Genomic DNA, 20,839 nt, shown 5'->3' on the forward strand with positions numbered 1-20,839 from the left:
CACCAAGTGGTGCGCCCCTTCTCTTTCCCTCTGTCCTTTGTCCCGCAAAAGCAAAATGGCCCGGCAACCGATGTTGCCAAGCCATTTTTTCTGGTGGAGCATAGGAGGATCGAACTCCTGACCTCCACACTGCCAGTGTGGCGCGCTCCCAGCTGCGCTAATGCCCCAGATGTCTACTGCTTTTTTCGACTTTTATAGTATACCAAACCGAGTGGCTTCTGTCAACCATTTTTTTGCCTTTTCTGCAGAATTCGCTTCCCCTCCCCCCCTCTGCGCCCGGCCGGCGGGAAGCGGGGGAAAAAGAGGGGCAGACTGCAGATCTGTGTCCTCTTTGTCGGCGCACAGAGAGGGCAGCACGGCGCTCTCCTCCCCATTTCAAACGGGTTAAAAGGCGGGTTGTCCAAAAAGCAAAAGCCGCACAACAAAAGCTTTGTTGTGCGGCTTCTCTCTGGTGGAGCATAGGAGGATCGAACTCCTGACCTCCACACTGCCAGTGTGGCGCGCTCCCAGCTGCGCTAATGCCCCAGACGCTCTGCCGGTTTGACCCGGCAGTAGCTATTATAGCAAATGGGAATTGTCTGTGTCAACACCTTTTTACAAGAAATTTCACTCAATTTTTCCCGGCAGACGAAGGGGTCGCCTCCTTCTTCAAAAGCCCCTTTTTCTGGTAGGCGCGGAAGCTGAAAATGCTGGTCACCGCCGCCAGCCCAAAGGAGAGGGCCCCGAACCAGAAGGGCAGCTTGGCGCCGACGGTGTAGATCAGCCCCGCAAAGAGGGAGCCGCCGATCATCCCCACCGCTTTGACGGCGTTGAAGATGCCCGAGAGCTCGCCGCTGGTCTTGCCGGTGGTGGTGTCGCTGGTGACCAGGGTCTGCTGCATGGGGATGTACATCACGTTAAAGAGGTAGAAGATGACGTTGGCGGCGATGAAGGGGGCGGTCCCCGGCACCAGGCAGACGGCCACCAGGGTCGCCGTGCAGAGGCCAAAGACCGGGACGATGCTGCGGCGCATGTCGGTCTTTCTCGCCAGCCATACATTGACCGTCAGGTTGATGAGCAGGCCGATGATGCCGATGGCCGCCTTGATGATGCCGTTGTAGGAGGGGGGGAAGCCCAGCTCCGCCTTGATGTAGTAGTTGAAGGCGTTGTCGTAGTCGATGGTGGCAAAGTTGGCGAAGAAGACCGCCGCCAAAAAGAGACCCAGCGGGGCGGACATCCCCTTCCCCATGGAGATGAATGCCTTCAGGGGGTTGAGGCTCTGCTTGGGGGCGTTCGGCGCCGTCTCGGGCAGCTCTTCGGCCACCAGCAGGGGCATCAAAATGGCGACCAGGGTGATGCCGCCCACCTGCAGGGCAAAGTCCCAAAAGACCGAGCGCTCGCCGATCACCCCGCCCAGTAGGTAGCCGATGGCGGTAAAGACCGAGGTGAGGGCCGCCAGATAGCTCATCCGGGAGGCCAGCTTTTCGGGCTCGCTGTTGTTGGTCAGGTAGGCCATGATGGCCACCATGAAGCCGCCGGCAAAAGCGCCGCCGAAAAACCGGGCCAGCAGGGTCATGGCCGGGGTGGTGGCGAGGCCGAAGAAGAGCTGGCCCAGCCCGTAGCCAAAAGCGGTGATGCCGAACATCTTCAGGTGGCCGATCTTGTCGCCCACCACCCCCCAGATGGGGCAGAAGAGAAAGTTGGAAAAACTCATGGCGGCAAAGGCCACCCCGAACATGTAGTCGGGGAACCCCAGATCCTTAAACAGGGTGGGGGTGATGGGATGGATGAAGTTGGAGAGGGTCACCTGCACAGCGTACAGGGCAAACAGCAGGGCGATGCTCTTTTTCTTTTTCAAGGGTCAAATCCTCCTCTTGTCGTCTCGGCACAGGCGGGCGGCAGAGCCGCCGCTGGGAGCCCGCTCGCCCATGCCCTCAAAAAGCGGGGGCAGCACCCCCGCTTTCTGGCGCCTCCCCCTCAGGGAGGCAAAATCACTTACTTGTAAAACGCCCGGAAGGCCCGGTAGGCCATGTAGACGTCCAGTTTGGACACCACCTCGAAGGGCGCGTGCATCGAGAGCACCGGCACCCCCACGTCGATGACGTCCACGTTGAGGTTGGCGATGTAGAGGGCCACCGTCCCGCCGCCGCCGGCGTCGACCTTGCCCAATTCGCCGGTCTGCCAGAGCACGTTCTCCTGCTCCAGCAGCCGCCGCACATAGCCCACATACTCGGCCGATGCGTCGGAGGTGCCGCCCTTGCCGCGGGAACCGGTGAATTTGGTGACCACCACGCCCCGGTTGAGGTAGGCGGTGTTCATCGGCTCGGTCACGTCTGGGAAGGTGGGGTCGTAGGCCGCGTTCACGTCGGCCGAGAGGCAGCGGGAATGGGAGAGGACGTCCCGCCCGTTGGCGCCAAAGCAGGCCGCCAGGTCGGCCACAAAGTATTTCAGGTAGGAGGAGTTCAGGCCGGTGTTGCCGTCGCTGCCGGTCTCCTCCTTGTCCGCCAGGATGGTGACGGTGGTGTACTCGGGGGACTGGGCGGCCATCTCGGCCATGAGGGCGGTGTAGGCGCAGACCCGGTCGTCGTGGCCGTAGGCGCCGATCATGCTGCGGTCAAAGCCCACGTCCTGCGCCTTGAAGGCGGGCACCATCTCCAGCTCGGCCGAGAGGAAGTCCCGCTCGGTGATGCCGTACTTCTGGGCCAGGATCTGCATGATGTTCAGCTTGACCTTCTCGGACACCTTGTCGTCCAAGAAGGGGCGGCTGCCGATGAGGATGTTCAGCTCCTCCCCCTTGACGCCGTCGCCCAGCGTCCGCTTCATCTGTTCGGCGGCCAGGTGGGGCAGCAGGTCGGTGACGCAGAACACCGGGTCGTCGGCCGACTCGCCCACGCAGACCGGCACCACTTCCCCGCTCTGCTTGACGATGACGCCGTGCAGGGCCAGGGGGATGGCGGTCCACTGGTACTTCTTGATGCCGCCGTAGTAGTGGGTCTTGAAGAGGGCCAGGTCCTTCTCCTCGTAGAGGGGGCGCTGCTTCAGGTCCAGCCGGGGGGAGTCGATGTGGGCGGCGGCGATATGCACCCCCGCGCTCACCGGCTGGCGGCCGATGGTGCAGGCGATGATGGCCTTGCCCCGGTTGTTGAGAAACACCTTGTCCCCCGGCTGGTAGGCCGTCTGGGGTACAAAGGGGCGGTAGCCGTTTTGCTGCAGCATGGCGGTGACCTGGGCGGCCACCTCCCGCTCGGTCTTGCCGCAGTCGAGAAACTGCTTGTAGTTTTCGCAGAACAGGTCGGCCTGGTAGATTTCCTCCGCACCCACCTTCTCCACGCCGTTTCTGTCGTCCATCAAAAGCTGTTTGGCCAGCTCTTGGCCCTGGGACAGCTCGTTCATCACAATCGCTCCTTCCATCTGCGCAGCACCTCCCCTGCCGCCTCCTTGGCCGCCTGGGGGCCCGCGCTGTTGTCGATCACCCAATCTGCACGGGCGGCGTAAAAGCGGTCCTCCCGCTGGCTCGCCACCCGATTTCTGGCCTGGTTTTCCGATATATTGTCCCTCGCGACGATCCGCTTTATCCGCTCGGCGGCGCTGCAGGTGACGGCCACCAAAAAGCCGCAGAGGTCGGCGGCCCCCGTCTCGATGAGGGTCGCCCCGTCCACGATCAGGGGCATCTCCCCCTCGGGCCAGCCGTCGATGGTCTCCTTTAGGGCCCGCAGGATGCGGGGGTTGACGATCTCGTTGAGGGCGGCCAGCTTTTCCGGGTCGGAAAAGACCAGCGGCCCCAGCTTCCCGCGGTCGATGACCCCGTCCCTGACACAGCCGGGAAAGGCGTCGCCGATCTCCCCTATGCAGGCGGGATCCCCGTCCATCACCTCTTTGGCGAAGGCGTCACAGTCGATGGCGGGGCACCCGGCCTCCCGCAGCCAGCCGGTGATCAGGGACTTGCCCGCCCCGGTCTGGCCGGTGACGCCGATGACCCGGCCCCTATCCAAGGTCGATCACCTCGAAGGCGGCGGCCCGCAGCAGCCGGTTGTAAACCGCCAGGGCCACCCCCTCCTCTTTGGGGGAGCGGGCGTAGACCGTCTTGGCCCCCAGATCGTCAAAGTCCCGCAGCACCGCGAAGAGGTGCCTGGCCTGCTCCTCGTCCGACTCCCGGTGCCCATAGGGCACCGCCGGCACCGGGAGGGCCCCCTCCTCGCCGTCAAAGCACATGGCGTAGACGCCCGGCCCGGCGTGGTCTTTCAGGTAGGCGCAGTAAGCGGGAAAGTCCCCTTTCAAAATCACCACGTTTGCCTTGGGGGAGTAGTGCTTGTACTTCATCCCCGGGGAGGCCGCCACCTCCCCCTCTCGCAGCATGTGGAGGATGGCCGGGGACGCCTCGCAGCGGCCCAACACCCCCCGCAGCTGTTCCAGGGTCACGGCCCCGGGGCGCAGCAACTCCGGCGCCGGGCCGGCCAGGGAGACCACGGTGGACTCCACCCCCACCTGGCAGTCGGGCCCACAGACGATGCCGTCGATCTTGCCCGTCAGATCCCGCTGCACATGGCGGGCAGTGGTGGGACTGGGGTAGCCCGACAGGTTGGCCGAGGGGGCGGCGATGGGCACCCCCGCCAGCTCGATGAGCCGGTGGGCAATGGGGTCGGAGGGCATCCGGACGGCCACCGTGTCGAGCCCCCCCGACACGGTGGCGGAGACCCGCTCGGTCTTGGGGAGGATGATGGTCAGCGGCCCCGGCCAGAAGGCGTCGGTCAGCGCCTGCGCCTCCGGTGGGAAAGCGGCGTAGAGCTCCTTTGCCATCTCCACCCGGTCCACGTGGACGATGAGGGGGTTGTCCTGGGGGCGGCCCTTGGCCAAAAAGACGTTTTTGATGGCCTCCTCACAGTCGATGCTGGCCCCCAGCCCGTAGACCGTCTCGGTGGGGATGGCCACCACCTTCCCCGCCCGCAGCATGGCGGCGGCCTCGGCCAGCTTGGCGTCGTCGCGGGCGATGTCTTCTATGACAAACAGCTTGGTGTCGATCTCACTCACCCCTAATCCTGTGCCTTGAGCTTCTCCGCCTGGTCGGCGGTGATCAGGGCGTCGATGATCTCGTCCAGCGCGCCGTTGAGGATGGCCTCCAACTTGTACAGGGTCAGCCCGATGCGGTGGTCGGTGACCCGCCCCTGCGGGTAGTTGTAGGTGCGGATGCGCTCGGAGCGGTCGCCGGTGCCCACCTGGCTGCGGCGCTCGGCGGCGATTTCCTCCTGCTGGCGGCGCATCTCCCCCTCGAGGATGCGGGAGCGCAGCACCTTCATGGCCTTGTCCTTGTTCTTGTACTGGCTGCGCTCGTCCTGGCACTCCACCACAATGCCGGTGGGCAGGTGGGTGATGCGGATGGCCGACTCGGTCTTGTTGACGTGCTGGCCGCCCGCGCCGCCGGAGCGGTAGGTGTCGATCTGCAGGTCGGCGGGGTTGATGTCCACGTCCACCTCTTCGGCCTCGGGCAGCACCGCCACCGTCACCGTCGAGGTGTGGATGCGGCCGGCGGCCTCGGTCTCGGGCACCCGCTGCACCCGGTGCACCCCGCTCTCAAACTTCAGGCGGCTGTACGCCCCGTCGCCGTTGATGGCGAAGCTGATTTCCTTAAAGCCGCCCAGCTCTGTCTCGCTGGCGTACATGATCTCGCTCTTCCAGCCCTTCTGCTCGGCGTACATGCTGTACATCCGGTAGAGGGTGTTGGCAAAGAGGGCCGCCTCGTCGCCGCCGGCGCCGCCGCGGATCTCAATGATGACGTTCTTGTCGTCGTTGGGATCCTGGGGCAGCAGCAGGATGCGCAGCTCCTCCGCGGTCTGCTCCAGCTTTTTGCCGCTCTCGTCGAGCTGTTCGAGGACCATCTCTTTAAAGTCCTTGTCCAGCCCGCCCTCGTCGAGCATGGCCTTGGCCTCGTCCCGCTCCTGCCGGGCGGCCATGTGCTCGCGGTACTTCTCCACAATGGGGGTCAGCTGTTTGTGCTCCTTCATCAAGTCCCGATAGCGGTTTTGGTCGGTGACCACCGCCGGGTCCATCAGCAGCTCGTTGAGCTGCTCAAAGCGCTCTTCCGCCGAGCGCAGCCGGTCAAACATATCTGCCATATCTCTTCTTCTCCAACTCTCTGTTTTGTATTTTTACCTGTGTGGGAACATAGCATGTTAGAGTGCAGTCGCTACGATCCCCCCTGCGGTCCCTCTTCCCGCGGCAGGGGGAAGAGCTTCTTGATGTTCTTTTCGCACTTGGAGCGGGGCAGCTCCACCACCCGGCCGCAGCCGGTGCACTGGATCTTGAAGTCCATCCCCGCGCGCAGCACAACGAACTCAAAGGAGCCGCAGGGGTGCTTTTTCTTCATCTGCAACCTGTCTCCGACCCGAATGTCCATCTCTCGCCACACGCCCCTTTCCCAAATCAATAACAGCCGAAAAGCCCTTTTGCCGCCGTGGGACAAAAAGGCCAAATTGCCTTCCCTATTATAAAGGGTTTTCCCCGTTTTGGCAATCTTTATCACCGCTTCCAGCAAATTGGGCGGGCGGCTTTCCCGCAGCGCCCGGGCGCATATTTCCCGCCCGGGCGCTCATATACTGATACAGTAAGAAAAAAGGAGGGTTTCACGTTGAATTGTTATGCACCGGAAGGCATGCCCTCGGGCAGGCAGCCTGCCCACTTTGACTGCACTGCCAACATTTCCGAAGCCATCGAGTCGGGGGCCGTGCTGGAAGGCATTGCCCAAAAATGCGACAACAGCTACAATCTCTACATAGATCTGGGGGCCGCCATGGGGGTGCTGCCCTTTCGCGAGAGCGCCGTCGGCGCCGATTTGGGGAAGGTGCGGGAGATCTCGGTCATCTCCAAGGTCAACAAGCCGGTCTGCTTCTGCATCACTGGGCTGCGCGAGGGGGCCGACGGCAGACCGGTGGCCGACCTCTCCCGCCGGCTGGTGCAGGAGGCCTGTCAGCGCGACTACCTGGACCGCCTCGCCCCGGGAGACATCATCGACGCGGCCATCACCCATTTCGAGCCCTTCGGCGTTTTTGTGGACATCGGCTGTGGCATCGTCTCCCTCCTCCCCATCGACTGCATCTCCGTCTCCCGCATCGCCCATCCCCGCGACCGCTTCACCCCCGGCCAGTGGCTGCGGGCAGTGGTCTCCGGCCGGGACGGCCTGGGCCGGATCACCCTCACCCATAAAGAGCTGCTGGGCACCTGGCTGGAAAACGCCGCCTCCTTCTCCCCGGGGGACACGGTGCCGGGGGTGGTGCGCTCGGTGGAGAGCTACGGCATCTTCATCGAACTGCTGCCCAATTTGGCGGGCCTGGCGGAGGTGCGGGAGGGCATCCACCCGGGGGACACCGTCTCGGTCTACATCAAGAGCATCCTGCCGGAGAAGATGAAGATCAAACTCATCATCATCGACGACTTCCCCGCCGGGTCCTGCCACCAGTCCCGCCCGCCCCTGCACTACTACTGGGAGGGCGATCACATCGACGCCTTTTACTACTCCCCGCCCAGCTGTCCGCGGGAGATCGCCACCGTCTTCACCCCCCCATCCGGCTGCTAGCGCGCCGCCAAAAAAGGAGGGCCGCCAGGGAAACACTCCCCGCGGCCCTCTCTCTTTTTACCCCTCCAGGGCGGACAGCGCCTGCTCGCAGAGCCGGGCGGTCAGGATGTTGTCCCGGCCGCTGGTGAGGGGCTCCTCCCCCGCCTCGCAGCAGCGAAAGAAGTGCTCCACCTCCCCGGCAAACCCCCGCAGCCAGAGGTCCCGCTCGGTCCCCGAGGCCGGGCCCATGCCCGGCGTCCAGAGGCAGTCCCCCTCGCTCACATCCGCCCAGGGGCGGGGCGAGGCGGCGCTCCGGTGGAGGCGCAGTTCGCAGAGGTCCCTGGCCGCCACAAACCCCTCTTCACAGGTGACGCAGACCCACTCTGTCTCCCGGGTCCAGGCGCTCCGGTTTTCCAGGGAGAGGCTCCCCACCGCGCCGCTGGCAAAGCGGAGGGTCAGAGCGTAGGAACTCCCCTTTCCGCCCGAGCGGACGGCCGAGACCTCCTCCACCTCCCCCATCAGGTAGCGCAGCAGGTCCAGATAGTAGATGGCCACGGCAAAGAAGAAGTCGCGGTCGGTCCTGCAAAAGGCCGAGGCGTCCACCGCAAAGGCCGCCTGCACCGAGCAGGGGCCGCCCAGCTCCCCCTGCGAGAGGCAGTCTTTCAGCCGGCGATAGACCGGGGCGTAGCGCTTCATAAAGGCCACCATCAGCTGCCGGTCCCCCCGCCTCTCCGCCTCGATCTGGCGGGCCTCCTCCTCGCCAAAGCCCAGGGGCTTTTCCACCAGCACCGACTTGCCCGCCCGCAGGCAGTCGCGGACGATGGCCGGCGCGCTCTCCCCCTGGGTGATGACCGCCACCCGCGGGCACTCCTCCCGGGCGAGCATCTCCTGGTAGTCGCCGTAGGCCCGCCCTCCCGGGAAGCCCCACCGCTCCAGGGCCTGGCGGGAGCGCTCGGCATTGCGGGTGGCCACCGCCGCCATCTCTCCCCCCGCCAGCAAAATGGACGGGTAGATGTTGGCCCGGGCATGCCGGCCCGCGCCGACGATGCAAATTGCTCTCTCGCTCACTGTAACTCCCCCTCTCTTTTCCTCCATTGTAGGGCATCGGCGCAGAGAAAACAATCGCCCGCTTTCTATTTTCGGGTTTTGTGGTATAATAACCACGAAGTAACTATTATAATGGGATTGTCAGGCAGCTGTACAAACACTATTTGCTCCCCTACCTCCCAGCCAAACTCCGCCGCGCGCTTTCCCCCTGCGGCAGAACAGCCGCGAAGCGACGTCCTGCTGGGGAGGGCCGGGCAGATGCGCAAATGTCCTTCCCCCCCTGTTTCACAGCCAAGCTCCGCCGCGCGCTCGGCGCTTGCGGCGTCCTGGCCGCAAAACGACGGCGAGGGCGAGATGGCCGGGCCGATGTGCAGATGCCCTACCCCCTACCCCCGCCCCGTGCTCCCTCTTTCCCACGGCGCCGCCGAGCGGCCGTCCCCCCACCCAGGCGGACGTGCAGCCCTCTTTCCCCCCGCCCTGCGGCCAGACGGCCGCATCCAAACGCCATCAAGCCCTTCTTTCCAAAACGGCATTCCGGAGGTCCCCCCATGAACAAGAACAACGCATTCATCCACGGCATCATCCCCGGCGGGCTCACCACCACCAATGAGATTCGGGTGCTGGTCTGCTGGCTGGCCTCCCGCCAGCCGGAGGGGGTGCCCCAAAATCTCCTCATCGACAGCCTGACCCTCGAGGGGCTGGCCAACTATTTTGAAATCACCGCCGCCATCTCCGCCCTGCTGGAAAACGGCCAGGTCGTCCTCGAGGACGACTGCGTCAAGCTGGACGGGGAGGGCCGCCGCGCCGCCGCGCTGCTGGGGGACGAGATCCCCCCCGCCGTGCGGGAGAAAGCCGCCGCCGCCCTCGACCGGATGGTGGACCTGGCCAAGAACAAGAGTGAGACCGACGTGCAGATCATCAAGGTCAGCGACGGCTACGTCGTCCGCTGCAGCGTGCTGGACATCGGCACCGACCTCTTTTCCGTCTCCCTCTTCGCCCCCACCCGGGAACAGGCCGAGGGGATCCGAGACCACTTCCTGCAGGACCCAGGGCGGCTCTACCAGTACAACCTCTTCCTCCTCACCGGGGAGGACTACACCGAATAGGCGGGACTTTCCTTTCAAAAGGGCCCGGCGGTCAAAACCGCCGGGCCCTTTTTGGCGCGCAGAGGGGGCGTCACTCGGTGTAGCCCCACTCCCCCTCCATCCGCTCGACAAGGGATTTCAGGTTGGCCACCGTCTCCCGGGAGAGAAAGTGCTCCACCCGCTCCACCTGCTCCAACTGGTGCGAAGAGCGGTTGAGAAGGCAGAAAAAGCGGGCCAGCAGCTGGTGGCGCTGCAGGAGATAGCGCCCCTCCTCCTCCCCCTTGGGGGTGAGGGTGACCACCCCGTATCGCTCAAAGGCCACCAGCCCCGCCCCCCGCAGCCGCCCCACCATCTTGGAGGCGGAGGAGGGCTTGACGTTCAGCCGCTCGGCCAGGGCCCCCACCCGCGCAAACCCCTCCGCCGCACAGAGCCGGGCAATCATTTCCAGGTAATCCTCCATAGAAGCGGAGAGCGCAGGGGGATTTTTGAGCGCATAGCCGCTGAGGGTGTAAAAATCGATGTCGCTGTCCATCGGCGCACCTCCCGGTCCCTGTCACCTTTTTTCCCGCCAGCCAATAAGATAGGGGCAGGAAAGAGAGTTTCCTCAAACCAACTTATACCTATTCGGCCGGCGGCCACAATTATGCCGCCCGCCTTGTCAAAGGAGAGAGCACCATGAACTCCGTTCAAGACATAGCTCGTCTGGGCGCCCTGAAAGAGGGGCAGACCGCCCGCGTCAAAGACATCCTGCAGGAGGGCACCATGCGCCGCCGCTTACAGGACATCGGCATCATCGAGGGCACCCGCATCAAGTGCCTGCAAAAGAGCTTCTGGGGCGACCCGGTGGCCTACCTCATCCGGGGCGCGGTCATCGCCCTGCGGGAGGAGGACAGCGACCAAATTTTGGTGGAGACCGTCGGCCTTCACCGCGGCACAGAGGGGCTCAAGAGCTAGCCCCCCTCCCCGGCCCCGATCGGGGCGCCGGGGTACATAGATGCGGCGGCCAGAAGCCCTTTTTGCCCGCCGCCTTTTCCTGCAAACCGCAAAAGAGGAGCTGATATTTCATGGGATTAACCGCGCACTCCACCGGCATGGGGGCCGTGGACCAGGGGCTGCAGATCGCCCGCCGCGCCCCCGGCGACCGGGTGATCGCCCTGGCAGGCAACCCCAACGTGGGCAAGAGCACCGTCTTCAACGAACTGACCGGCCTCAACCAGCACACCGGCAACTGGCCGGGCAAGACGGTGGCCACCGCCCAGGGCACCCATACATATGAGGGGACCGACTACATCCTGGTCGACCTGCCAGGCACCTACTCCCTGCTGGCCCACTCGGCCGAGGAGGAGGTGGCCCGCGACTTCATCTGCTTTGGCGGGGCCGACGGGGTGGCCGTGGTCTGCGACGCCACCTGCCTGGAGCGAAACCTCAACCTGGTCTTGCAGACCATCGAGATCACCCCCAACGTGGTGGTCTGCGTCAACTTGATGGACGAGGCCAAGAAAAAGCAGATCGACATCGACCTGGAGCAGCTCTCGCGCAATCTGGGGGTCCCGGTGGTGGGGGCCGCCGCCCGCAGCGGCAAAGGGCTGCGGGAGCTGATGGAGGCCCTCTCGTCGGTCACCCACGAGGGGCGCCCCACCCCGCCTGACCCCATCCGCTACACCGCCCCCATCGAGGCGGCCATCGCCTCCCTGCAGCCCCTGCTGGAAGGGAGGTTGGCGGGCAAACTCTCCTCCCGCTGGGTGGCCCTCAAACTGCTGGACCAGGACGACAGCCTCACCGCCTCCCTGCGCACCCACCTGGGCTTTGACCCCCTGGCCGACCCCGCCGTCGCCGCGGCGCTGGACGGGGCCCGGGCTCGGCTGGCCGCCGAGGGGATCACCCCGGAAGGGCTGCGGGACCGGGTGGCTGCCGCCATCGTCCTCGCCGCCGAGGGCGCCTGCGCCGACAGCGTCACCCTGCGCCAGGCCGAGAGCCGGGACCGGGACCGCAGGATCGACGCGATCCTCACCAACAAGTGGACCGGTATCCCCATCATGCTGGCCCTGTTGGCGGCGGTGTTCTGGATCACCATCACCGGGGCCAACTACCCCTCCCAGTGGCTCTCGGACGCCCTGTTCTGGGTGCAGGACCGGCTGACCGACCTCTTTGTCTACCTGCACGCCCCCGCCTGGCTGCACGGCGCGCTGGTGCTGGGGGTCTACCGGGTGCTGGCCTGGGTGGTCTCGGTGATGCTGCCGCCCATGGCCATCTTCTTCCCCCTCTTCACCCTGTTAGAGGACTTCGGCTACCTCCCCCGGGTGGCCTTCAACCTGGACCACCAGTTCAAAAAGGCCTGCGCCTGCGGCAAACAGGCCCTGACCATGTGCATGGGCTTCGGCTGCAACGCCGCCGGGATCGTGGGCTGCCGCATCATCGACTCCCCGCGGGAGCGGCTCATCGCCATCATCACCAACAACTTCGTCCCCTGCAACGGCCGCTTCCCCACCCTGATCTCCATCATCACCATGTTCTTTGTGGGGGCCGCCGGGGGCGCCCTCTCCACCGGGCTGTCGGCGGTGGTCTTGCTGGGGGTCATCGTCCTGGGGGTGGTCATGACCTTCTGGATCTCCCGGCTCCTCTCCCACACCATCCTCAAGGGGGTGCCCTCCTCCTTCACCCTGGAACTGCCCCCCTACCGCCGCCCCCAGATCGGCAAGGTGCTGGTGCGCTCGGTCCTCGACCGCACCCTCTTCGTGCTGGGCCGGGCCGTGGCGGTGGCCGCCCCGGCGGGCCTTCTCATCTGGCTGATGGCCAACATCCAGGTGGGGGACGCCAGCGTCCTCCTCCACTGCGCCCACTTCCTGGACCCCTTCGCCCACCTGTTGGGGATGGACGGGGTCATCCTCATGGCCTTCATCCTGGGCTTCCCGGCCAACGAGATCGTGGTGCCCATCATCATCATGGCCTACATGGCCACCGGCAGTCTCACCGACATGTCAAACCTCTTCGCCCTCAAAGACCTGCTGGTGCAAAACGGGTGGACCTGGCTCACCGCCGTCTGCACCATGCTCTTTTGCCTGATGCACTGGCCCTGCTCCACCACCTGTCTCACCATCGGCAAGGAGACCAAAAGCCTCAAGTGGACGGCCATCTCCTTCGCCGTCCCCACCCTGGTGGGGATGCTCGTCTGCTTCACCGTGGCCACCGCCGCCCGGCTGCTGGGGCTGGCCTGACCGACACGCCAAAAAAGCGCCCCGGGCACCAAATCCGCCCGGGGCGCTCCCCCTTTTTGCTATCTCCCCGCCTTCCAGCGGCTGCGCGCCAGCAGGGCAAGGGCAACCGCCCCCACGCCGGCGGCCGCCAGAACGGGGGCGCCGCTGGGAGTAGTCCACGGTCAGCTCCCCCGCAAAGCGGACCTGGGCGCTGTGCTGGCGGCGGCTCTCCCATCTCACAGCACCCCTTTTTCAAACAGTCTACCCGGCAATTCTCAACTTTTTATCAATTTCGCGGGCAGCCCCCGCTATCTTTGTAAAGGGGAGGGGGGACAGGCCCTCCTCCCCCACGAGTATAGCACATCTCCCCCCTCTCGCCAAAGGGGGCATTTGTATCAATTGACAGACAATGGATTGAAATATCGTGAAATATGTGCAAACTGTACTGATTTCGTTGACCTTTGTCTGTGTTTGCTATACAGTAGAGAAAAAGGGGAGAACTCTCTCTCCCCGCGGTGAGAGGAGGCGCCCTCCCCTCTCTTGACAAGGAGTGACCGCTGTGAAAAACAGATTGAAATTGCTCGAGATTGACCCCCTTCTCGCCCCGTTTGAGGGGGATATCCGCCTGCGGGACGAGCGGTACCGCGGCGTCAAAAAACAGCTGCTGGGCGGCGGGGACAGCCTCTCCGACTTCGCCAACGGCAGCCTCTACTACGGCTTTCACCCCACCGAAGACGGCTGGGTCTACCGTGAGTGGGCCCCCCACGCCGAGGCGGTGCACCTCTTTGGCGACTTTAACGGCTGGGATCGGGAAGCCCATCCCTGCCGCAAACTGGAAAACGGCAACTGGGAGCTGCGGGTCAAGGGCCCCATCCCCCACCAGTCGGAAGTCAAGGTGCAGATCACGGCCGACGGCACCTTCTTTGACCGCATCCCCCTCTACGTGCGCCGGGCGGTGCAGGACCCCCTCACCTTCGGCTTCAACGGGCAGATCTGGTGGCCCGACGAGCCCTTTGTCTGGACCGACGGCGACTTTGTGCGCCGGCGGGACACCCCGCCCCTCATCTATGAGTGCCACGTGGGGATGGCCGGGGAGGAGCCCAAAGTCTCCTCCTTCCGGGAGTTCACCGAGACCGTCCTCCCCCGGGTCAAGCGGCTGGGCTACAACACGGTGCAGCTGATGGCGGTGATGGAACACCCCTACTACGCCTCCTTCGGCTACCAGATCTCCAACTTCTTTGCCGTCTCCTCCCGGCTGGGCACGCCGGAGGACCTGAAGGCGCTCATCAACACCGCCCACGGGATGGGGATCGCCGTCTTTTTGGACCTGGTGCACTCCCACGCGGCCAAAAACACCGCCGAGGGGATCGCCGCCTTCGACGGCACCGAGTACCAGTTTTTCCACGCCGGGCCCCAGGGGGACCACCCCGCCTGGAACACCAAGCTCTTTGACTACGGCAAGCCCCAGGTGCTCCACTTCCTCCTCTCCAATTTAAAATACTGGCTCACCGAGTACCACTTCGACGGCTTCCGCTTCGACGGGGTCACCTCCATGCTCTACCACGACCACGGCCTGGGGGAGAGCTTTGACTCCTATCAAAAATACTTCAGCATGAACACCGACGTGGAGGCGGTCACCTACCTGCAGCTGGCAAACGACCTCATCCGCGAGGTCTCGCCGAACGCCGTCACCGTCGCCGAGGACATGAGCGGGATGCCGGGGATGTGCGTCCCCATCGCCGACGGGGGGATCGGCTTTGACTACCGTCTCTCCATGGGGGTGCCCGACTTCTGGATCAAGACCCTCAAGTCCCAGAGAGACGAGGACTGGGACCTGGGCAAGATGTGGTTTGAACTCACCACCCGCCGCCCGCAGGAGAAAAACATCGGCTACTGCGAGAGCCACGACCAGGCCATGGTGGGGGACAAGACCCTCATCTTCTGGCTGGCGGACGCGGAGATGTACTGGCACATGGATCTAAACTCCCACAGCGACGTCATCGAGCGGGCCATCGCCCTGCACAAGATGATCCGGCTGGTGACCTTCTCCCTGGCGGGGGAGGGCTACCTCAACTTCATGGGCAACGAGTTTGGGCACCCCGAGTGGATCGACATGCCCCGGGAGGGCAACGGCAACAGCTACCAGTACGCCCGCCGCCAGTGGAGCCTGGCCGACAGCCCCTTCCTGCGCTACCAGCACCTGCAGGCCTTTGACATGGCCATGATCGACCTGCAAAACAGCGGCAACCTGCTGGGGGCCCCCTCCAACCTGCAAAAACTCAGCCACAACCGCAAACTGCTGGTCTACCGCCGGGGCGACTACCTCTTCGCCCTCAACTTTCACCCCGTGAACGACTGCAAGACCAAGCTCCCCCCGCCGGAGAAGGGCCGGGTCTGGCAGCCGGTGCTCCACACCGCCGAAACGCGCTTTGGCGGCTGGATGGAGAGCGGCGACATCCCCCCCGCCGGGCCGGAGCCCCTCTTCCTCCCCCGCCGCAGCGGGGTGGTCTACAAACTGTCGTGACTGCGATCCGGCCGGCACAGCAGCCGGCCGGCCGTGAGAAAGGAGCGCGATTTCATGAAAAAATCGGTCAAACAGCCCGCCGGGCTGGTCAAGTCCTCCAAGTCCATCGCCCGCTCGCTGGCCTTTGTGGGCTCGGTCGTCTCGGTGGGGGCGGTGGCGGTCTCCGCGGTGGGCGGCCTCTTTGCCTACAAACTCTACCGCACCCTCTCCGCCGCGCAGAAAGCCCTCCCCAAAATGGAGCGGGCGGCGGAGCTCTACATCGCCCAGAGCGCCCGGGAGGGGGAAGACGCCTCCCCCCGGCGCGACCCGTAACTGCAAAACGCCCTTTCCGCCCTACCGGGTCGCCCCCGGCGGGGCGTTTTTTTCCCTTCTCTCCTCCCCCGCCGCTCGGAGCGCGCTCGGACAGGGGACCGTTTCTTCCAATCTTTTCAAAACAGGCTGCATGAACTTTGCGGGTTTATTTTGTGCACCTTTTATAGTCCCCCTTCCCGCTCGCCCCTCTCCCCGCCCCCCTCGGCCCGCCCGGGGAGCGGGTTTGTCCCCTTTTTGCCATCCCGGGGGAAAGGGGGACAAATTTCGACAACCGTTTTGTGAAAACAAAATAAAAGAATTGCCACCGCTTCCTCCACCGTGTAAAATATTGATAGATTGTGTGTTTTTCAAAGGCCACCCAAGAGATTAGAATGCGGAGGAATGGGAAGATGAATCGCGATTATGTCTACAAGTCCCAGGACATTGTCAACGAGGTAAAAAAAGCCGTGATCGGCAAAGACGACGTGGTCACCAAGGTCATGCTTGCAGTGCTGGCCCGTGGCCACGTTTTGTTGGAGGACATCCCCGGCGTGGGCAAGACCACCCTGGCGGTGGCCTTCTCCAAGGCCATGAACCTGAATTACAACCGGGTGCAGTTCACCCCCGACGTCATGCCCTCGGACGTGACCGGCTTCTCCATCTATGACAAGGAAAAGCAGGAGTTTGTCTACAAGCCCGGCGCGGCCATGTGCAACCTCTTTTTGGCCGACGAGATCAACCGCACCTCCTCCAAGACCCAGTCGGCCCTGCTGGAGGTGATGGAGGAGGGCAGCATCACCGTGGACGGGGTCACCCGCCAGACCCCCCGGCCCTTTGTGGTCATCGCCACCGAAAACCCCATCGGCTCGGTGGGCACCCAGCTGCTGCCCGAATCGCAGCTCGACCGCTTTGCCGTCTGCCTCACCATGGGCTACCCCGACGCGGAGAGCGAGCTGAACATCCTGCGCGACCGCAAGGGCCACAACCCCCTCGACGACATCGAGCCCATCGCCGACGGCGAGGAGATCATGGCCATGCAAAACGAGGTGGACGAGGTGCACGTGCACGACGACATCTACCGCTACATCACCGAGATCGCCGCCGCCACCCGCAACCACCCCGACCTGCGGCTGGGCCTCAGCCCCCGCGGCACCCTGGCGGTGGCCAAGATGGCCCGCGCCAACGCCTACTACCTGGGGCGCGAGTACGTGGTGCCCGACGACGTGCGCGCCGTGCTCAAGGCCACGGCCGGGCACCGGGTGCTGCTCACCTCCAAGGCGGGGGTGGCCGGGCTGACCGGCGGCGACATCCTGGAGAAGATCCTCGGGGAGATCGAGCCCCCCTCCATCCAGCAGCCGACCCGCGCCCGGCGGGATCGCTAGGGGCTGGGCGCCATGTGGTTTCGCAAATGCGTCTACGGCCTGCTGGTGGTGGGGATGGCCCTCTTCTCGGTCTTTTACAAGGACTACCTCTCCTACCTGACCTTTGCCATCACCCTGCTGCTGCCGCTGCTGCTCTACATCCTGCTGCGGGTGGCGGTGCGCTACACCAAGATCTCCCTGGCCTGCGAGCACTACTCGGTGGTGGCGGGGGACTTGCAGACACTGCACATCAAGGCGCGGGTGCGCTCCTTTCTGCCGGTGTCCGAGTGCCGGGTGACCCTGGTCTGCCGGCACCAGTACTACGGGGGGGAAGACGTGCAGACGGTGGTCTTTCCCCTCTTCCCCCTCAACCGGCAGGACTTCACCTTCCCCATCCGGGCCCTCTACGACGGCAACGCCGTCATCGAGGTGCGCTCCATCGTCTACTTCGACGCCTTTAAACTCTGGAAGCGCCGGGCCAAAGAGCTGCCCGACCCGGTGCCCTTCACCGTGATGCCGGTGATCTATGAAATCGAGTCCAATATGGCCCAGCGCCACGCCCTGGGCGAGAGCGACACCTTCGACCAAAACCGCTTCGGCGACGACTACTCCGAGACCTTCGGCATCCGCGACTACCAGCCGGGCGACAAGCTGCAGCGCATCCACTGGAAGCTGACGGCCTCGCAGGGCCGGTTCATGGTGCGCCAGGGCAGCTACCCCCTGCAAAACGCCCCCCTGCTGCTGCTCGAACTCTGGGCCGACCCCAGCCGCCCCCGCTATAAAAAGGAGTTGAGCGCCGCCCTGGACGCCTGCGCCTCCCTCTCCTTCTACCTGCTGGACCAGGTGGGGGAACACCAGCTCTGCTGGTGCGACGAGAGCGGTCTGCACCGCTACCCCGTCCGGGCGGAGGAGGAGGTGCTCGACGCCCTGCAACAGGTCTTTGGCGCCAAGCCCTACGCCGACCGGCCGCACATGCTGCAGGACCACTACCTCGACCAGCTGGCGGGGACCGAGCCCTACGCCTTCTACGTCACCCCGAACCTGGCGGAGGAGGTGGCCAAGGACGACCGGCTGCGCAGCTTTGGCGACAGCTTCACAATCTTCTACACCAACCCCGACGGGGGGGAACAGGCCCAGGGGCCGGGGCTGGTGCCCATCGACCCCGACCAGGTGGGCGCGAGCCTGCAAAATCTAATGCTGTAAGGAGGGCCCTGTCTTGTCAAAAAAATCCGCTTCTCGCGCGCCCTCCCGGCGCAAGGACGTCGAGCCCGGGCAGAACAGCGGCCTCTTCTTTCAGGAGGGCGCCTCCCTCGCCTTTCGCTGGGAGGTCCCGGGCTTCAGCTATTTTGCCACCATCGTGCTGGCCTTTCTCTGTCTGCTGGGCTTTGCCAGCACCTTCTCGACCATCTACAAAATCGACCAGTCCCACTCCAACTTGATGTTGGGGGTGGCGGTCTTCCCCCTGCTCTTCGGGCTCATCTACTTCAACAAGCACACCACCCGCATCGGCCTCCCCATCGCCTTTGCCGGCTTTGCCGGGGTCTGTGTCTGGATGGGGGACCGCCTGATCCCCAGCGCCTACATGGCCTACAACGCCCTGGCGGCGCGGATCAACACCCGCATCCCCACCGAGCTGCCCTACGTCTCCTACTCCTTTGCCGAGACCGACAGCTCCGACCTCTGTTTCATGCTGGTCTTCTTCCTCCTCTCCGCCGGCATCTGCTGGTTCATCCTCCGCCGGCCCAGCCTGCCCATGGTGCTGCTCCTGAGCTTCCCCGTCATCGAGGTGGGGATGTTCGTGGGGCTGGTGCCCGCCTACTTCTCCTTTTTGCTGCTGGTGGCGGCCTACGCCGGCATCGGCGCCATGCAGGTGGTGCGCCAGCGCCGGGGGGAGGGGGAGTTTATCCGCCCCAAAAAGAAAAAGGACGTCCTCTTTTACAACGGCGGGCACCGCAAGTGGCTCTCGATGATCGTCTCGGTCATCCTGATCGCCGCCGTCTGCCTGAGCATGGGCGGGGCCACCGCCCTGCTCACCCCGGCCCTCTACGACTCGACGGCGGTGCAGAACTTCCGCGACGACATGGCCGAGGCGCTGGAGGACTTCCCCCTCAGCGGCAATTTCGGGGGCGCCTCCGGCGGGTTGACCGGCGGCAAGCTCTACGAGGTGGACGGCCTGCACTACACCGGCCAGACGGCCCTGCGGGTCACCGGCCCCTATTTTGGCGACGCCTTCTACCTGCGGGGCTTCGTGGGGGGCGAGTACATCGGCACCGCCTGGCTCCCCGCCGACATGGCCAGGGAGACCCAGCTCACCCAGGAGATGTACGACGCCTTTGAGGCCAGCGGCAGCCACCCCCAAAACCTGCAGGGGGAGACCGTCTCCCTGGCCCGCAAGGCCTTCAGCGGCCAGGTGAAGCGCAGCGTTCTCTCCCACGTGAAAATCGAAAACCGGGGCGCCAACTCCGCCTACACCTACACCCCCTACAACGGCCTTTTCAGCGAGGACGACGTCACCTTCTCGGGGGAGGCAAACGTCTCGGTCAAGAGCAAAAAGCGCAAGTACGAGTTTGACTACTTTGCCCTGCCCAGCATGTTGGAGGTGGGGAGCCTCCGCCACGACGCCGCCTCGGCCAGCGACGACCCCTTCGGTTACATCGAGCTCCTCTCTGTCTACGAGAACTATGTCCACCAGACCTACACCGAGCTGCCCGACAAAGGGCTCTCCAGCATCCGCTCCGCCTGCACCCCCGAAAAGTACCAGGAGCTGGGCGGGCTCGAGGGGTACTCCAAATACGTCCGCACCCTGCTGCAGTCGAACAAGATCTACGACATGAACCCGGGCAAGGTGCCTGAGGGCGAGGACTTCATCGCCTACTTCTACGACCAGATGGACGGCGGCTTCTGCGTCCACTACGCCTCCGCGGCAGTGGCCATGTTCCGGGCCGCCGGCGTCCCCGCCCGGTATGTGGAGGGGTACCTGGTCAAGGGCGACACCTTCTCCAGCGGCAAGGACGCGGGGGACCAGCTGGTCTACGACATCAGCGGCGAGGCCATCTCCAACCCCGCCCGCCAGGTGGATGTACTGGATTACAGCGCCCACGCCTGGGCCGAGGTCTATGTGGACGGCTACGGCTGGATCCCCATGGAGATGACCACCACCTTCCGCGACCCCTACGACGGGTACAGCTATCCCCTCCTCTCGGGCGACCGCTCCCCATTGGAGAGCGAGGGCGATCCCAAGGCGGAGGAGAATGTGGGCGGGGTGGACGGTCCCCAGACCATACAGGAGAAGTTCCTGGGCTTCCGCTTCGGGGATACCTGGCTCGGCCAGCTCCCCCTCTACCTGATGATCCCCCTCTTTGTGGGGGCGCTGCTCGCCCTCTTCCTCGCCGCCCTCCTCCTGCGCGCCGGCATCGTCCGCGCCAGGAGCACCGGCCGGTACCGCCGGGCCGACGACACCCAGAAGGTCCTGCTGGACTACGGGCGGCTGGAGCGGGTGCTGCGCTACCTGGGCGAGGACAACCGACAGCATCTGCCGGTGGACGAGTACGCTACTTCCCTGCAGATCCGCCACCTGACGGTGCACGAGGGCGACTTCGCCAAGGCCCTGGAACTGGCGCAGAAAGCCCGCTTCTCCAAGGGCGGCTGCACCGCCGAGGAGCGCCGGTGGATGGAGGCGTTTGTGACGCATTTCAGCAAACGAGTGTACAGAGACCTGTCGCTGCCCAAACAGTTCTCCTTCCGCCTGCTCCACCTCAACTAGACCCCATCTGCCGATCACAACGCAGGGAGGGGGGGGGGGGGGGTAAACC

Annotated in this window: 17 protein-coding genes and 2 tRNA genes; 9 read left to right on the forward strand and 10 right to left on the reverse strand. The window is 64.6% G+C overall.

Features of this window, described 5'->3' with window-relative positions; genetic code table 11:
• Positions 1-91 precede the first annotated feature (91 nt).
• From ACTNAU_RS12500 to ACTNAU_RS12535, 8 genes are all read right to left on the reverse strand, one after another.
• A tRNA-Ala gene (locus ACTNAU_RS12500) sits at positions 92-167 on the reverse strand.
• A 282-nt stretch (positions 168-449) separates the two neighbouring features.
• Positions 450-525, reverse strand: a tRNA-Ala gene (locus ACTNAU_RS12505).
• A gap of 85 nt (positions 526-610) precedes the next feature.
• The gene (locus tag ACTNAU_RS12510; RefSeq protein WP_216401175.1) at positions 611-1,837 is read right to left on the reverse strand and encodes an MFS transporter; all 1,227 of its coding nucleotides are present in this window, start codon (positions 1,835-1,837) and stop codon (positions 611-613) included.
• 137 nt (positions 1,838-1,974) lie between these two features.
• Positions 1,975-3,390: an aminopeptidase gene (locus ACTNAU_RS12515; protein ID WP_353590444.1), complete on the reverse strand. Its 1,416-nt coding sequence runs from the start codon at positions 3,388-3,390 to the stop codon at positions 1,975-1,977.
• The gene (gene coaE, locus ACTNAU_RS12520) at positions 3,372-3,971 is read right to left on the reverse strand and encodes a dephospho-CoA kinase (protein WP_441098601.1); all 600 of its coding nucleotides are present in this window, start codon (positions 3,969-3,971) and stop codon (positions 3,372-3,374) included. Before coaE ends, ACTNAU_RS12515 begins: the two co-directional genes overlap by 19 nt.
• Complete coding sequence (locus ACTNAU_RS12525; RefSeq protein WP_441098602.1) at positions 3,964-5,007, reverse strand: L-threonylcarbamoyladenylate synthase; 1,044 nt, start codon at positions 5,005-5,007, stop codon at positions 3,964-3,966. The genes coaE and ACTNAU_RS12525 overlap by 8 nt, the downstream gene beginning before the upstream one ends.
• A gap of 2 nt (positions 5,008-5,009) precedes the next feature.
• Positions 5,010-6,080, reverse strand: coding sequence for a peptide chain release factor 1 (gene prfA, locus ACTNAU_RS12530; protein WP_185915334.1), 1,071 nt, complete (start codon positions 6,078-6,080; stop codon positions 5,010-5,012).
• An 80-nt stretch (positions 6,081-6,160) separates the two neighbouring features.
• Entirely contained in the window at positions 6,161-6,370 is a 210-nt protein-coding gene (locus ACTNAU_RS12535; protein WP_044992719.1) for a DUF951 domain-containing protein, read from the reverse strand.
• Positions 6,371-6,601: 231 nt separating this feature from the next.
• Here ACTNAU_RS12535 and ACTNAU_RS12540 point away from each other — a divergent pair, with 231 nt between their 5' ends.
• On the forward strand, positions 6,602-7,546 hold the full coding sequence (locus tag ACTNAU_RS12540) for a S1 RNA-binding domain-containing protein (protein WP_286172528.1): 945 nt from the start codon (positions 6,602-6,604) through the stop codon (positions 7,544-7,546).
• Positions 7,547-7,603: 57 nt separating this feature from the next.
• On the opposite strand, the gene ACTNAU_RS12545 is transcribed toward ACTNAU_RS12540, so the two are convergent.
• Positions 7,604-8,593: a Gfo/Idh/MocA family protein gene (locus ACTNAU_RS12545; RefSeq protein ID WP_441098603.1), complete on the reverse strand. Its 990-nt coding sequence runs from the start codon at positions 8,591-8,593 to the stop codon at positions 7,604-7,606.
• A 527-nt stretch (positions 8,594-9,120) separates the two neighbouring features.
• On the opposite strand from ACTNAU_RS12545, the gene ACTNAU_RS12550 reads away from it, so the two are divergent.
• Positions 9,121-9,678, forward strand: coding sequence for a DUF4364 family protein (locus ACTNAU_RS12550; RefSeq protein WP_021659745.1), 558 nt, complete (start codon positions 9,121-9,123; stop codon positions 9,676-9,678).
• A gap of 70 nt (positions 9,679-9,748) precedes the next feature.
• Here the strand turns inward: ACTNAU_RS12550 and ACTNAU_RS12555 are convergent, their stop codons facing one another.
• Positions 9,749-10,189, reverse strand: a complete 441-nt coding sequence (locus ACTNAU_RS12555; protein ID WP_185915256.1) for a metal-dependent transcriptional regulator — start codon at positions 10,187-10,189, stop codon at positions 9,749-9,751.
• A 143-nt stretch (positions 10,190-10,332) separates the two neighbouring features.
• On the opposite strand from ACTNAU_RS12555, the gene ACTNAU_RS12560 reads away from it, so the two are divergent.
• The 7 genes from ACTNAU_RS12560 (at position 10,333) to ACTNAU_RS12590 (ending at position 20,790) form a co-directional block, all read left to right on the forward strand.
• Entirely contained in the window at positions 10,333-10,611 is a 279-nt protein-coding gene (locus ACTNAU_RS12560; RefSeq protein ID WP_185915257.1) for a FeoA family protein, read from the forward strand.
• Positions 10,612-10,721: 110 nt separating this feature from the next.
• Positions 10,722-12,872: a ferrous iron transport protein B gene (feoB, locus tag ACTNAU_RS12565; RefSeq protein WP_441098604.1), complete on the forward strand. Its 2,151-nt coding sequence runs from the start codon at positions 10,722-10,724 to the stop codon at positions 12,870-12,872.
• A 538-nt stretch (positions 12,873-13,410) separates the two neighbouring features.
• Positions 13,411-15,375: an alpha-amylase family glycosyl hydrolase gene (locus ACTNAU_RS12570; RefSeq protein WP_441098605.1), complete on the forward strand. Its 1,965-nt coding sequence runs from the start codon at positions 13,411-13,413 to the stop codon at positions 15,373-15,375.
• Positions 15,376-15,429: 54 nt separating this feature from the next.
• On the forward strand, positions 15,430-15,687 hold the full coding sequence (locus ACTNAU_RS12575) for a hypothetical protein (RefSeq protein WP_441098606.1): 258 nt from the start codon (positions 15,430-15,432) through the stop codon (positions 15,685-15,687).
• Positions 15,688-16,076: 389 nt separating this feature from the next.
• Positions 16,077-17,048, forward strand: a complete 972-nt coding sequence (locus ACTNAU_RS12580; RefSeq protein WP_185915261.1) for an AAA family ATPase — start codon at positions 16,077-16,079, stop codon at positions 17,046-17,048.
• Between the two features lie 12 nt (positions 17,049-17,060).
• Positions 17,061-18,230 (forward strand): DUF58 domain-containing protein, encoded by a 1,170-nt coding sequence (locus tag ACTNAU_RS12585; protein ID WP_441098607.1) that lies wholly within the window; start codon positions 17,061-17,063, stop codon positions 18,228-18,230.
• 13 nt (positions 18,231-18,243) lie between these two features.
• Positions 18,244-20,790: a transglutaminase-like domain-containing protein gene (locus ACTNAU_RS12590; protein ID WP_441098608.1), complete on the forward strand. Its 2,547-nt coding sequence runs from the start codon at positions 18,244-18,246 to the stop codon at positions 20,788-20,790.
• Positions 20,791-20,839 lie beyond the last annotated feature (49 nt).

It is taken from the genome of Bittarella sp. HCP28S3_D9 (genome assembly GCF_052065655.1).
Taxonomy (GTDB): Bacteria; Bacillota; Clostridia; order Oscillospirales; family Ruminococcaceae; genus Bittarella; species Bittarella massiliensis.